The organism is Alkalihalobacillus sp. TS-13 (genome assembly GCF_019720915.1).
Classification (GTDB): Bacteria; Bacillota; Bacilli; order Bacillales; family Fictibacillaceae; genus Pseudalkalibacillus.
This window is the reverse complement of the sequence record NZ_JAHKSI010000001.1, coordinates 2,020,537-2,034,729: the sequence shown is the minus strand read 5'-3', so window position 1 is coordinate 2,034,729 and position 14,193 is coordinate 2,020,537. Positions and strand designations below refer to the sequence as shown.

General features: G+C 41.3%; 14 protein-coding genes. 12 read left to right on the top strand and 2 right to left on the bottom strand.

From position 1 onward, the window contains the following. Nucleotides 1-48: 48 nt before the first annotated feature. The 3 genes from KOL94_RS10045 to KOL94_RS10035 all read left to right on the top strand — a co-directional run bounded on the left by KOL94_RS10045 (nucleotide 49) and on the right by KOL94_RS10035 (nucleotide 4,303). Nucleotides 49-1,347: a bifunctional folylpolyglutamate synthase/dihydrofolate synthase gene (locus KOL94_RS10045; RefSeq protein WP_221566283.1), complete on the top strand. Its 1,299-nt coding sequence runs from the start codon at nucleotides 49-51 to the stop codon at nucleotides 1,345-1,347. A gap of 112 nt (nucleotides 1,348-1,459) precedes the next feature. Continuing rightward, nucleotides 1,460-3,157, top strand: a complete 1,698-nt coding sequence (locus KOL94_RS10040; RefSeq protein WP_221566281.1) for a diguanylate cyclase domain-containing protein — start codon at nucleotides 1,460-1,462, stop codon at nucleotides 3,155-3,157. Nucleotides 3,158-3,313: 156 nt separating this feature from the next. Further along, nucleotides 3,314-4,303, top strand: a complete 990-nt coding sequence (locus KOL94_RS10035) for a hypothetical protein (protein WP_221566279.1) — start codon at nucleotides 3,314-3,316, stop codon at nucleotides 4,301-4,303. Here KOL94_RS10035 and KOL94_RS10030 read toward each other — a convergent pair. Next, nucleotides 4,300-4,800 carry a PilW family protein gene (locus KOL94_RS10030; RefSeq protein WP_221566277.1) on the bottom strand — a complete coding sequence of 167 codons (501 nt, stop codon included), beginning with the start codon at nucleotides 4,798-4,800 and terminating at the stop codon, nucleotides 4,300-4,302. The genes KOL94_RS10035 and KOL94_RS10030 overlap by 4 nt on opposite strands. Before the next feature lie 2 nt (nucleotides 4,801-4,802). Next, entirely contained in the window at nucleotides 4,803-5,174 is a 372-nt protein-coding gene (locus KOL94_RS10025) for a type IV pilus modification PilV family protein (protein WP_260412425.1), read from the bottom strand. A gap of 115 nt (nucleotides 5,175-5,289) precedes the next feature. On the opposite strand from KOL94_RS10025, the gene KOL94_RS10020 reads away from it, so the two are divergent. The 9 genes from KOL94_RS10020 to KOL94_RS09980 all read left to right on the top strand — a co-directional run bounded on the left by KOL94_RS10020 (nucleotide 5,290) and on the right by KOL94_RS09980 (nucleotide 13,777). Further along, a complete protein-coding gene (locus KOL94_RS10020; RefSeq protein WP_260412272.1) occupies nucleotides 5,290-6,918 on the top strand; it encodes a GspE/PulE family protein in 1,629 nt (542 codons plus the stop codon). 10 nt (nucleotides 6,919-6,928) lie between these two features. Next, on the top strand, nucleotides 6,929-7,978 hold the full coding sequence (locus KOL94_RS10015) for a type IV pilus twitching motility protein PilT (protein ID WP_221566272.1): 1,050 nt from the start codon (nucleotides 6,929-6,931) through the stop codon (nucleotides 7,976-7,978). Next, complete coding sequence (locus KOL94_RS10010; protein WP_221566270.1) at nucleotides 7,979-9,190, top strand: type II secretion system F family protein; 1,212 nt, start codon at nucleotides 7,979-7,981, stop codon at nucleotides 9,188-9,190. Between the two features lie 15 nt (nucleotides 9,191-9,205). Then, nucleotides 9,206-9,631 (top strand): type II secretion system protein, encoded by a 426-nt coding sequence (locus tag KOL94_RS10005; protein ID WP_221566267.1) that lies wholly within the window; start codon nucleotides 9,206-9,208, stop codon nucleotides 9,629-9,631. 63 nt (nucleotides 9,632-9,694) lie between these two features. Further along, nucleotides 9,695-10,429, top strand: coding sequence for a prepilin peptidase (locus KOL94_RS10000; RefSeq protein WP_221566265.1), 735 nt, complete (start codon nucleotides 9,695-9,697; stop codon nucleotides 10,427-10,429). Nucleotides 10,430-10,444: 15 nt separating this feature from the next. After that, on the top strand, nucleotides 10,445-11,413 hold the full coding sequence (gene pilM / locus KOL94_RS09995) for a type IV pilus biogenesis protein PilM (RefSeq protein WP_221566263.1): 969 nt from the start codon (nucleotides 10,445-10,447) through the stop codon (nucleotides 11,411-11,413). Nucleotides 11,414-11,417: 4 nt separating this feature from the next. Further along, nucleotides 11,418-12,029 (top strand): hypothetical protein, encoded by a 612-nt coding sequence (locus tag KOL94_RS09990; protein ID WP_221566261.1) that lies wholly within the window; start codon nucleotides 11,418-11,420, stop codon nucleotides 12,027-12,029. Continuing rightward, a complete protein-coding gene (locus KOL94_RS09985) occupies nucleotides 12,026-12,583 on the top strand; it encodes a hypothetical protein (protein ID WP_221566259.1) in 558 nt (185 codons plus the stop codon). Before KOL94_RS09990 ends, KOL94_RS09985 begins: the two co-directional genes overlap by 4 nt. Nucleotides 12,584-12,745: 162 nt before the next feature. After that, a complete protein-coding gene (locus tag KOL94_RS09980) occupies nucleotides 12,746-13,777 on the top strand; it encodes a hypothetical protein (protein ID WP_221566257.1) in 1,032 nt (343 codons plus the stop codon). The last annotated feature ends 416 nt before the right edge of the window (nucleotides 13,778-14,193 follow it).

Sequence of the window (14,193 nt, the reverse complement as noted above, 5' to 3'; positions counted from 1 at the left end):
ACGGATCATAGTGATTCGTCTTCTTCATAGTTATCAAGGAGTAGTGAAATGAAAACTTATGAAGAGACATTGCACTGGATTCATGAACTTCTCGCTTTTGGTATGAAACCTGGATTATTGAGGATGGAATGGATGTTGAAAGAACTTGGCCACCCCGAAAAAGACCTGACAGCCGTCCATCTAGCGGGGACAAATGGAAAAGGATCCACCCTAACGTATATGCGTTGCATTTTGCAAGAAGCAGGCTATACGGTCGGGACATTCACCTCACCTTATATTGAACGCTTCAATGAGCGGATCTCCATCAACGGGGAACCGATGGCAGATAACGATCTGGTAAGAGTTGCAAATGAAGTAAGACCCATAGCAGAAAAATTGGCTGCTACCGATTTAGGGACTCCGACTGAATTCGAGGTAGTTACAATCCTCTCGATTGTTTATTTCGCCAGGCACCAGAAAGCGGATATCATTCTATTTGAAACTGGCCTTGGAGGAAGGCTCGACTCTACGAATGTCATCCAGCCGATACTCACAGGCATTACAAATATCGGGTATGATCACACCGCGATTCTGGGTAATACATTACAAGAAATTGCTTATGAGAAAAGCGGAATCATCAAAGCGGGAGTTCCACTTGTCACTGGGGTGGAACAAGCAGAAGCCATCAAAGTAGTGGAAGAAAAGGGAAAAGAGCATAATGCATTGATCACTCGCTTGAAAAGAGATTATTTCATAACGGAACATGAAGTATTGGAAGAGGGAGAATCGTTTACGTTAAAGAGTCCTTCTCGAACTTATGAAAATCTTCGTGTCAAAATGAGCGGTTTCCATCAAGTGAAAAACGCAGCAATGGCGATTGTCATGATTGAAGCCTTGGGTGATCGAATTGATTTCGAAATCCAAGAGCAGCATATTTTTGACGGTTTACTTCAAGCACAATGGCCAGGTCGTTTTGAACAAGTCAGTGAAAACCCACTGATTATTCTCGACGGTGCTCACAATAAAGAAGGAATCGAAAGTCTCAAACAAACCTTGATCAGTCATTTTCCAAATCGGAAAAAAAGAATCATCTTCAGTGCCTTAAGTGATAAGCCGGTCAATGAGATGCTATCTGAACTTTACGACTGTATCGATCACCTCATGTTTACATCTTTCGACTTTCCAAGGGCAAGCTCCGCTGAATCTTTATTTGAAAGATGTGAATATGAACCAAAAGAACTAGAAGAGGATTTTAAAGCTGCTTTGAAAAAAGAGATGGATCGGATGGGTGAGGAAGATGTCCTCGTGATTACAGGATCCTTATACTTCATATCAATGGCTAGGGAAATTTTCAAAAATATGAAATAAATTGAATATTTTAATTACATTTTCTGAGAAGTTTTGATAAAATATGAATAAGGATAAATAGTACGTTAGACTCAATTGGAATGTCAGGGATAAAGGCGAAGGGGGGAGGAACATGACGAAAGGTGCAAAACGTGTGCTCATAACGCTCTGTGCGTTAGCTTGGACTGTGGTCCTGTGGGCATTCTTCACCTACTCGATACCATCATTAGAAGGCTATTGGTTAGATATTATCGGCATGCTGATCATGATGGTTGTCGTCTCTTTGTTCCCGATCCATGTGAAGGGGACGAACATCTCCTTGATACAGGGGATATCCCTCGCCGTCTTCCTGCATTTCGGATTACTGATCGAATTGGTCCTTGTTCAGATTACGATTGCAGCTTCGATGATCAGGTTGAAATATCCGCTCTATCGATTTGGGACAAGTTCACTCATGTTCATGTTGGTTTCTGTATCAGCAGCATTGGTCTATTATCTGCTTGGTGGTGTAGTCGGCGGATTGGGCATGAATGAGTATCCGAAGATCATACCAGTTCTCGGTTATTCTCTCACAGCTATCCTTACGAACCATTTCATCCTCTATTTTTTGCGTAGATACATATATAAAGAATCAAGCTCATTGTTTGATAAAGATTTCCTCTGGGAGATGTTCATGGAGTCATTCATCCTTCCTGTCGGGATCACCTTCTACATCATCTATTCACAACTAGGTACAACAGCCATTCTATTCGTCGGTATCCCTTTTGTCGTCATTTCATTATTTGTGAATATGTACCATTCCAGCCAGAAGATCAACCACTTACTGAAGTTTACAAGTAAAATTGGACAAGAATTGACGGAAAGCTTGAAAGTAGATGAAATATTAGATATTTATATGGGCCGTATTACGAAAATGTTGAAAGTCGATTATGCGTACATATTGGATATTGAAGATGAGACTCAATTGAAAGTTAATCGGAAATACGAATCAAAGAGAGCCTTTAACGCTGACCATCCTTATCTATTAAAAGGGGAAGGAATAAGCGGTAAAGTGTGGGAGAGCGGTCATAGCCTCCGTTTTACAGCACGCCATCAATTGCGGAAATATTCAAGAGGTTTCTTGCCAGTTTCGGTACAATCCGTCCTTTCTGTTCCAATGATCCGGAACCATGAAGTAGTAGGCGTAATCACGTTCGCATCGAATCAAAAGAAAGCATACGACAAAGCACATGCGATGATACTGGAAATCTTATCAAACTATCTAGCAGTGGCAATCGATAAGGCAAAAAACTATGAGGCTACCAAAAATAAAAGCGAACGGTGCCACCTGACGAATCTCTACAATTACCGTTATTTTGAAGATATGCTTTCGGAAATGTATGTGAACTATGAAGAATCCCATAAACCCTTTTCTCTGATCCTATTGGATATCGATCATTTCAAGCGTGTAAATGATACGTATGGTCACCAATCGGGTAATATCGTATTGTGCCAGGTGGCAGATAGACTTGTGGATATCATCGGAAAAAATGGAACAGTAGCAAGATACGGCGGAGAAGAGTTTGTCATCGTCCTTCCGAATATGGATCATGCCGAAAGCTTGGATCTGGCTGAGGCAATCAGGGAAGAAATCTCAAGTTCACATTTCACCATTAAGAATGACCTCGGAGACCTGCAAAATAAACGAATCCATTTGACAGTTAGTATGGGGGTGTCTACCGCTCCATTGCTAGGTGAGGACCCGCTAACTTTAATCAGGAATGCTGACCGGGCAATGTATACAGGTGCAAAACAGCAAGGAAGAAATAAAGTTGCAAGCTATATCGGATAGGAAAAGGACTGTCCTAAAAGAAAAGAGTCAGACACCTCCAACACAATATTTTGGATCAAAACCACAATTTTTCTCAAAATGTTGTTAAGTTCGGATAGTCTCAGACAATTTTTGGGACAGTCTCTTTTTCCATTTCTTAAGAATTCAGGTGATCATATGCTTCGTATCCTCAAATCGAATAATGGAAGTACGCTTGTGATCGTATTGATGGTCATCATGGTCCTCGGAATCCTTATCCCAGCCAGTTATAGCTGGTACAACAAGTTATTTCTGAATGAGAACCGGATCCTCCATCAAAAACAAGCCGTCAATCTATCCGTGAGCGCGATGGAAACGTTTAAACGGCAGGATAATTTGGACAAAATTGATTATTTGAAATCATATACATATACCTCGGAAAATCCGTTGAGCGTCATGAAGGATGGAGGTAATAAGCTGCACCTATACCAATACGCAGAGGATAGTGAAGGTAATCGATTGACTTCTGAACAATTGGAGAATTATTCAGGAGAGTATACAGTCGTCACCAGAGCGATTGCAGGGGACCTTAATCAAGATCAACAAAAAAATGCTGATGAACCCTATTTCTATGAACATAAAATGACTGCAGTTGAGACGTTTTCCAATGGAGAAGTCCTGATTGAAAAAAGGAATGGAGAAATGCATTGGCTGACCTTCCAAGAATTCATACATGATTTTGAAAATGTAACTATCGAAGGAAACGTAACAATTTTCAGTGTTGGGGAAAATCGGGTGTATGATAAAAGAAATAAAATGGCCATCATCGGTGAAGGAAATCTTTCGATCAAAGGTGGAAACACTATTAATACCGGTCATAATGGAAACTCAGAAATCTCGTTGATTTCAAAAAAAGGTGATATTACAATTGAAGAGGCAGAATTGATCAGCACTGGAAACAGTATTCATAGTTTCATTTTACTCAATGCGCCTCATGGAAATGTCACTGTTCAGAATGCATCCATAAGAGCTGAAAGATATATATCTATTTATGCGGGTATAGATAAAGAAACAAATGCTCCTATAGCTTTGAATAAATATATATTTTTAAGAAACTCTATTCTGGAAGTATTAAAAAATAAATCTGAAATAATTAAAAAAGCCTCTGGAGATGTCATAGAAAATTAATATGAAAATATACTAATTGGTATGACTAATTCCTGATTTTTGGCTTTCAACCCATCCTTTATATAGTGGATCTTTAGATAGGCGTATCCTTCTTTTAACTCGGCTCCAAATGAGACCGGGTTTTTATTTTGGGCTAACAACTCAAAATGATCCACTGGTAGGGTGAATTGATGGAATAGAGAGGTGGTCGAGAAGTTCTCTTCATTTTGATATAGGTGAAGTTGATTGTTTTCTATTGTTAGAATGTTGAATGTTTCTTCCTGGGTTTCAAAGTGGAGTTCGCTATCGTTCAACTTGAGGTAAACCGGTGAAGCAAGTTCCCGTGTCAGCACCGTCTTCAGTTCTTGTACTTGTGTTTCAGTACGTGCAACGCCCTCTGTTTGCTTCCAGGAAGCCTGGGCAAAAGAGAACAAACTATACAACACACCGACAATCATTGAAAAGATTGCAATTGCTGCTAGAAGTTCCACTAAAGTCATACCGCGTTCATTTTTCATCTTTAATTCCCCCATGAAACCGTGACTGTAACAAGCTTTGGTTCACTATCATCGAAAACACCTGACATGGTAACTTGTTGTGGTAATGAAGTAGAAGGAGTTTCTTCTTGATTAGATAGTTTCGCAGTATGAGTGGTTACAAAAAAATGATCCACTACATAGGTTTCCTGCACGGGCTCACCCTTTTTTAACTGATCGAGTGTTCTATTCAATTCTTGTTCTACGATTTCAACGGCTTGTTTACGAGCATCATGTTTGTTGGTAGCTGTAGTGAAAAAATCCATAGATTGCGAAAGTAGTGTAAAAACAAGACCGATTATGACTATAGTCACAAGTACTTCAAGCAAAGAGAGTCCTTTTTGATTATGTATCATCACATTCCAACCACTTTCTTCATAATAGTCTATATTTTAACATTATTCTGGACTCTTTTATAGTACAATAGTAGAAGATAAAGGAAGAATGCGCCTAATTAAAGGAGGGGAGTCAATGAAAGTTCGATTAGGGGATCTTTTAGTCAACGAACGTATGATTACACAAGCTCAATTAGACGAAGTACTGAAGGAAAAATCGAATAATCAAAAGCTTGGTGATGCTCTTTTGGACCGTGGGTACATCACAGAACGAAAATTGATTGAAGTGTTGGAATTCCAATTGGGCATTCCACATGTTCGATTGACGAGTATACCAATCGACTCAAGTTTGACTGCACTCGTTTCTAAAGAAACCGCGAGACGTAATGTGTACATACCGATTCAAAAACAGAACGATAAACTGGTTGTTGCAATGGCTGATCCTTTGGATTATTACTCGGTTGAAGATTTGAGGTTATCAACCGGATTTCAAATCACCCCTGTCATCGCAAGCAAAACGGAGATCATCCAGGCGATCAATAAGTACTATGGGGGTGCTGGTAAGGAAATCGTCACAGACAGCACGACAGGAGATACGAATGAAATTGAAGCCTCTGCAGTGAGGGTTGTGAAACAGATTTTGTCAGATGCCGTTGAAAGCCAAGCGAGCGATGTCCATTTTGATCCCCAGGAAAATCAATTAGTCATCCGTTTCCGAATTGACGGGGTCCTCAGGAATGAACAGTCCTTTGCAAAATCGATGCAAAGTGCAATGCTTTCGCGGATCAAAGTCATGGCCGATCTTGATATAACAGAATTTCGAATTCCACAGGATGGAAGAATCCAGTTGAAGCTGAATAACAGTAAAATCGATTTGCGGATTTCTACGCTTCCCACCATGTTCGGAGAAAAAGTGGTCATAAGGATCCTGGACCTCTCAAAAACCAATCTCCGTCTGGCAAATTTATTCATGAGTGAAAGAAACGAACAAACCTTTCTTAGCTTTCTCGATAAACCGAACGGATTGATTCTTTTGACTGGACCGACGGGCTCCGGGAAAACATCGACATTGTACACCGGCTTGAACCGATTGAATAGAGAAGAAGACAACATCATTACGATTGAAGACCCTGTAGAGTATCAACTCGAGGGCATCAACCAAATTCAAGTGAACAATACGGTCGGCCTCACCTTTGCGAGTGGTTTACGGTCAATATTACGGCAAGATCCAAATATCATCATGGTCGGAGAAATCCGTGATGCGGAAACGGCGGAGATTGCTATCCAGGCTTCTCTTACAGGTCATCTTGTTTTATCCACATTACATACGAACGATGCTGTCAGTGCAATCACCCGATTGATCGACATGGGGATCGAACCTTATCTCATATCTGCTGCTGTTACAGGAGTTGTCGGACAGCGATTGGTCAGACGGATCTGTGAAGATTGTAAAACCGAATACACCCCTTCAGAACAGGAAAAACGGTTGTTTCGTTCAAGGGGCATGGATGTCAGATCTCTCTATGCTGGAGAGGGATGTGTGAGTTGCAGATACACCGGCTTCAACCGAAGGATACCGATTCAAGAAGTTATACAGGTCGACGATATTATTCGTGAACACATCCTTCAAAAAAACTCGAATGGAAAAATCAAGGATCACTTTAAAGAAAATGGGATCCAGTGGTTGGTTGATGATGGTCTAGAAAAAGCTAAAAGAGGTTGGACGACTGTTGAAGAGGTTATTCGAGTGACGACAATCGATTAGGGGGTTAATTATGAATTACGATATCGAACGGATTCATCAAATGTTGACATATGCACATGGACTGAAAGCATCGGATGTCCATTTGTCCATTGGTCTCGCTCCTATTTTCCGGGTACATGGCGACCTCGTCCCTCGAGATATGGAACCATTGACACCAGAAGATACGGAGTTGATTGCAAAGTCCCTCATGAATGACCGTCAATGGGACGAGTTCATCGAGATGGGCGAGATTGATTTTTCATATGGGATCCAGGGCGTGTCAAGATTCCGGATCAACGCTTTCCACCAACGCTCAAGCATCAGTCTCGCGATTCGAGTGATTCCGACCATCATCCCTTCTATTGAAGAATTAATACTGCCCGATACATTGAAAAGTGTCATGATCAACTCTCAGGGGTTGGTATTGATCACAGGGCCAACAGGGAGCGGAAAATCGACTACATTGGCTTCCATGATCGATTACGTCAATCATCACTTGAACCGCCACGTCATCACGCTTGAGGATCCGATCGAGTATTTGCACCGACATCAGCAATCCATCATCGTCCAACGTGAGATCGGATTGGATACAAAATCATTCCCGGCTGGTTTGCGATCTGCTTTAAGGCAGGACCCAGACATCATACTCGTCGGAGAAATGCGTGACCTTGAAACGATTGCCACTGCAATTACTGCCGCGGAAACCGGGCATCTGGTATTGGGAACACTCCACACGACAGATGCACCTTCGACAATTGATAGGATCATTGATGTCTTCCCGCCTGAGCAGCAAGCGCAAATACGGATCCAGCTAGCTTCGGTCCTGGTGTCGGTCTTTTCACAGCGGTTGATCCCGAACATCAAAAAAGATGGCAGAACCCTTGTCACCGAATTATTGATGAACAATCCAGGGGTGTCGAACCTGATCCGTAATGAAAAAATCTATCAGATCAAAAGCATGATGCAGACGAGCAAGTCACAGGGGATGTACACACTGGAAATGTCGATACAAGAAAAACTACGGAATGGCAAGATTTCAAGGGAAGCCGCCCAACCTTACCTAAAAGAGATGATGGTATAGATGCCTAGTTATTCGTATCAAGGTCGAGATCAGTATGGGAAAAAAGCACGTGGACAAGTTGATGCAGAAACCCGGGTGAATGCCGTCAGTGTATTGAGAGAACGAGGAATCGCTGCGACAGAGGTTTTCGAGTACAAAGAAAATTTGTTAACGAAGGAGCTCTCGATCAGCACACGGATCAACCCTCGTGATCTGGTCATTTTCCTAAGACAATTCGCAGCTCTATTAGATGCGGGTGTTTCCGTAGTCCAATCGGTACAAGTATTAGAAGAACAAGCAGAACAGAAAACGTTCAAACGCACGTTGATCTCCATCAGGGAACAGGTTCAAGAAGGGGAGTCGCTTTCGATTGCGATGGAAAAGTACAATAGGTTCTTTCCACCGATGGTCATACAATTGACTCGTGTAGGAGAAGTGAGCGGCAACTTAGATGAAGCGATGCTTCGTCTAGCGGATTATTATGAAAAACGGTATGAAATGCGTCAGAAAGTGGTTTCTGCCCTCATCTATCCTGCTTTACTTGGTATTGTGGCAATTGCCGTCCTGAATGTGATGCTTTACGTCGTTGTTCCGCAATTTACAGCAATGTACGCAAGTTCGAACAATGAATTACCGCAGTTGACACAAATCGTCTTAGCAGTCAGTGAGTTCGGAAACACCTATTGGTGGGTAAATATTACTATTATAAGTCTAGTTGTTATCGTTTTTTATGCGTTTTGGAGAAATGAAACTAGTAAATATTACTTAGATTATGCTATGTTGAAAGTACCAATATTAGGATCGATTTTACAAAAAACGCTAATTATCGAGTACGCAAGAACACTTAGCTCCTTATTCACTAGTTCAGTCCCCATCCTGCAATCCATGTCTATCACCAAGAATGTCCTTAACAACACAGTCTTTAAGAAAATAGTGGATGAATCAATCGATTCTGTAGAAGAAGGAAAGTCGATGTCGGTTCCGATGAAAAACAGCTGGGTCTTCCCGCCCTTAGTCTTACATATGATTGCCATCGGAGAACAAACGGGTAACCTCGATGAAATGCTTTATAAGATAGCTAGTTTTTATGAAACAGAGGTAGAACATATCACGGATCGTCTTCGCACACTCCTCGAGCCGATATTGATTTTGATCCTGTCCGTCGTTGTTGGTGTCATTGTGTTGTCAGTCGTGTTACCGATGTTTGATCTGTACGAAAATATCAATTTTTAAGGGGAGAGTCACGAAATGAAAAAAAGTATGGTAAGGTCAGAGAGAGGATTTACGCTAGTCGAATTACTCGCAACAATCGTTATTTTGGGGATTATTGCGGCGATTGCAGTACCATCGATTGGGAAACTGATTGAAAATACAAAAGAAGATACACATAAAGCAAATGCAATGCAAATTATTGAAGCAGCAAGATTGTATGTCCTTTCAGAAGACCCATCAGCTTCTTCAGTTAATGCAAAGACTTTAAGTAGAGAAGGATTTTTAGAAGCCGTACCTAAAAATCCTAGTGGGGAAGGACCTTATTCCACTGCAAATGTTGATATAAAACCAGGGGAAAATGGGAAAAAAAGTTACACAATCACTTTAAACGGAAGTGGAATGAAAAAGAAAGAATGGACAGAAGCTCAATTAAAAGGGACAGATTCTGATTCAGATAATTAATTTTTATTAGTTAAACCCTCTCCACTCGAGAGGGTTCATTTCTATATACGGAGTAGATTCATCATGTACATATTGTTTTTCGTTTTAGGTTTGGTTTTCGGGTCATTTTTCAATGTGGTCGGGTTAAGGGTTCCGAAAAAGGAATCGCTTGTCCGGCCTGGTTCGCATTGCACAAAATGCCAGAAACCATTGAAACCGATCGATCTCATCCCGGTTCTATCTTATTTCGTTACAAGTGGAAAATGTCGTTACTGCAAGACCAGGATCTCTATCATTTATCCAATCATCGAATTAGTGACTGGTGTTCTGTTTGTCTTCAGTTTCCACCAATTCGGATGGTCACCGATGCTGATCGGCAGTCTAATTTTGATTTCGATGTTGATGATCATTTTCGTCAGTGATCTCTTCTTTATGCTGATTCCGAATAAGATCCTGTTAGTCTTTGCACCTCTCATCATCCTATATCGTTTATGGATACCGACGAACCCGTGGTGGGATGCTTGGGTAGGTAGTCTAATAGGATTCAGCCTGCTATTATTAATCGCTGTCATCAGTAAAGGTGGAATGGGCGGCGGTGACATCAAACTATTTGCGTTATTGGGGTTGGTGTTCGGATGGAAAGGCATTTTGCTCGTGTTATTCCTGGCATCTTTCATCGGTTCAATCGTTGGCCTCAGCCTGTTCGCTATGAAGAAGGTCAAAAGGAAACAGCATGTGCCGTTCGGTCCGTTCATTGTAGTTGCCGCATTCGTGACGTTGTTTTGGGGAGAACCGATTTTACGCTGGTATTTAAACTAAAGGAGTTTGTTCGTCATGGCATGGTTACCTTTTAAAAAGAAATACCCGTTTTTTCTCGTATTCCAGGATGATTGTATTCGATATGTAAAATTGAAAAGCCGCTCTCCACTGATCGTCCAGAAAGTTGGGGAAAAAATCATCCCATCAGGGGTCATACAAGAGGGGAAGATCATGAATCCGAAGCTCCTTACCCAACTGCTTAACAAGTGTGTACAGGAATGGAAGGTCAAAGGCAAAAAAGTCAGTATCGCGATACCTGATTCGATTTCCGTCATCCGTAAAGTTCCTGTTCCCGCAGTAATCCCTGACGATGAATTAAAGGGATATATCCAAGTAGAGCTCGGAGCATCGATTCACATACCATTCGAAGAGCCGATATTCGATGTACAAAAGCTGCAGAAAAAGGAAGGAAAGGTTGAGTATCTTCTTTTTGCAGCACCTGAGGATGTAATGAAAGAGTATGTAAGCGTCCTGGAAGAAGTGAAGTTGAAGCCTGTAGGGGTAGAACTCGCCTCGCTTGCAAGTTACCGTCTTTTTTACGAGCTGGATCTTGTAGATGACCACCATCATTACCTATGCCTTCATCTTGACCGAATGGGAATCAACGCGACAGCTTTTCATAGGCATGTGCCGCTTTTCACACGGTATATCCCGATGTTATCACCGGAAACTGCTGATGAAGCTTCCAAAGACCAGATGATTACTCAACCTTTCGATATCGAGGAAAGATGGAATGAACTTGTGACGGAGATCGATCGGGTCATGAGATTTTATCAATTCTCATTATCTGATGAGTCCACTACGTTCGATGCATTCATCATATCCGGTGACCATCCTCAAGGGGAGCAATTTTCAAAGCAATCGACTTCTTATTTCGATCTGCCTCTTATAGAAATTCCCGGGGGAAAAGTGGTGCTTGAGAGAGGTCTTCAGGTGCCAAAAATGTTTCATACAACCGTCGGACTTGGGCTGAAAGGGGAGTGATGACGTGCAAGTTGATATCAATCTACTCCCACAAAAAAAGACATCTGCTTCGACGACCAGGAAAATGGTGTTCCTCCTTCTGGTTATATCCATTATCGGGATTGCAGGGATAACGACTTCGAAAATACTGGCTATCCTGGAAATTTCAGAACTTGAAAAACAAGTAGAGATTTTGCAGGACGAACGAAGTAATATCGAAGGGCAATTAAATACAAGCTCAGAAAAAAGTAAAGAGATGTTGAAGGAGTTGAACCAGCTTATCTCAAGCAGGATTGCTACCACTGACGTTATCGATGAAATGATTGAACCTCTAAAAAACGGATCTCTTGAGCAAATCGGTTATTCCGAAAATGGTACAGTAACTCTTGTGACGACGTTCACAAAACTAGAGCAAATCGCAGAGTATCAACGGCAATTGCTAGAGTCTGATGGGATATTGGATGTCACGATCGTCCGAGTATCGAAAAATGATCAGGGATTTGAGCAAATTGCTGAAGTGATTGAAGGAGAAACAAAAGAAACGTCTGAAACAGAGAAAACAAGCAAAAACTATTTTGCTGATTTTGAGATTGTCTTCCATACGGAGCGATTCACTAAAAAAGGAGGAGGAGAATGATGCAGAAGGTGTCTTCACAAAAAAGGTTGATGATTCTTTTTTCAATCATCATGGTCCTGCTATTAGTGGCAAGCTATCTGTTTATCGTCTATCCTTCACTCGACCGGATCAATATGTTGAATTCGCAAATCCAGGTTGAAAAGACTTTTATTGAAACTGCTGGAAAAAAGATAAACGCACAAAATGACGATCAAGAAGAAGTAAGCATACATACTGCTCCAAAGGGGAAGAAAACAGATCGGATTGTCCTTGATTTACGGAAAGCAGAAAATGACGCTAAAAGCGATATTCAAGAAATCCTGCTGCAACAAGATAACGCTGGACCCAGTGATAATGGCGGGAATGAGGGACAAGAATCTTTTTCGGTTTTACAATCATTTACGTTTTCAGTCCTCGTAAATGCCCCAAATCTGGATTCTATTAATACGTTCATAGATACAGTTGAACAATCGGAGCGGTTCTACAAAATTTTATCTATGGAGACTGCCAGTGGGGGAGAGAATACTAAATCGTTGACCTACCAATTGGAAGTGAAAACATATCATTATAAATGAGGGCGTGTCAAAATAACTCGAACGCTTTTAAGGACAAGACGACAGAGGTCTTGTTCTTTTTTATTTTCTTTGTGATATAGTCTTCCTACCACTCTACCATCGATGTTCTAAAGAAAGGTGTTCGTACATAGAATAGATTGAGTATAGAAGGAGTTGATAGGGATGCATAACGAGCCTGACAAAATATCGATCAAAGTGAACGGGAAGGACAGGCCTGTGATGGAAATTAAAGAAGAGCAGGAAGTTGCGGCTGCAATTGATCGGGAGTCCATTGAAACTCCGTTTGAATGGGTTCTGCCAAAAGACAAGCCTTCTGACACTACTTATTTTTTTAACCAGAACCGAAGTGAAAAGCAAATGGAAGATTACCAACCTATTTCATATGACCGTAAACCAGGATTACCTATTCATAGAAAGAAACAACGTATGCCTTTCAAGGGTCAACTGCCATCCCCGAAAATGCCGTTTCAATTTCCGAAACGCTTGCTTATACCGATTGGAAGTGCAGTGTTAATTGGTTGCATGATCGGTTTGATCGTATTAATGATTTTTACAGGAGATGAGTTCAAGTCGAAAACAGAGCCCCAATCAACAGGTATCGTTCAGGAAAGTCCTGCTGGAACAGAGGAAGGGACAACAGGGACAGCAGTTGAAGCAACGAAGATCGATGTTTCGATCATAACAAACATCATTCAAGGTGGTGTCTACTCGTCTAGTGAGAGCGCTCAGGAAGTCGTTGAGCAAGCGAAAGATAATGGATTTGCTGCTGTGTTCGATCCTGCCGATAATCGTGTCATTCTTGGTGTTGGCAGTAATGAAGATTTGAGCGCACTCCTTCCTGACTACCAGACCATAGTGTCAGATGCGTATTCGAAAGAATGGACTATTTCCGGAAAAGAGATTGCTGTGAATGATGAGAATCAGCTCCAATGGGTTGAGTCAGGAAAGGTGTTATTTGAAAAAGTGTTGGCAGCAGATGCGGGAGTAATCAATGGCATGCAGTCTGATTTGCTAGAGTGGAAGAACGAGTCCCTCGGTTCCGTTTCTGTCCTCTCAAAGGAACAACAAGAAAAGTCCATAGCATTCATCAATGCTCTTTCGACAATATCTGAAAATAAGGATGACAAATGGGATTTGCAGCAAGCCAAATTGAACGCTGTAATCCATTACAAATCATTGATAAACAGTTTTTAAAAGTGTTGATAAGTAGAGGTTGTTAAAAGAAATATGTGAAGTGACTTTAGCGGACACCAGAGCCGTTATTTGTGACGAAAACGGTGTTTTGGAGCTATTAGCGGACAGGGGAGCCGTTATCTTTGAAAAGATCTGGTGTTTTTCCATACTTTTTATTAAATAGGGTCTCTGCTGTCCGTTAGTTTCGTAAAATCATTGAGATTTGGATAAATAAGGTCTCCTATGTCCGTTTAATGATTAAATGTAACGAGGAATGATTCAAGTTCAGCTGTTCGTCAGAACTCCATTGAGTACAAGTGTGATTAAGCGCTGACTACCGCTATTCTGTAGACCATGAAAAACCCACATCCACAATACAGACTCACCTGTGAAATATTACCTCAGAAATTCCTCTAAATTTCGACAAAAAGATAGAC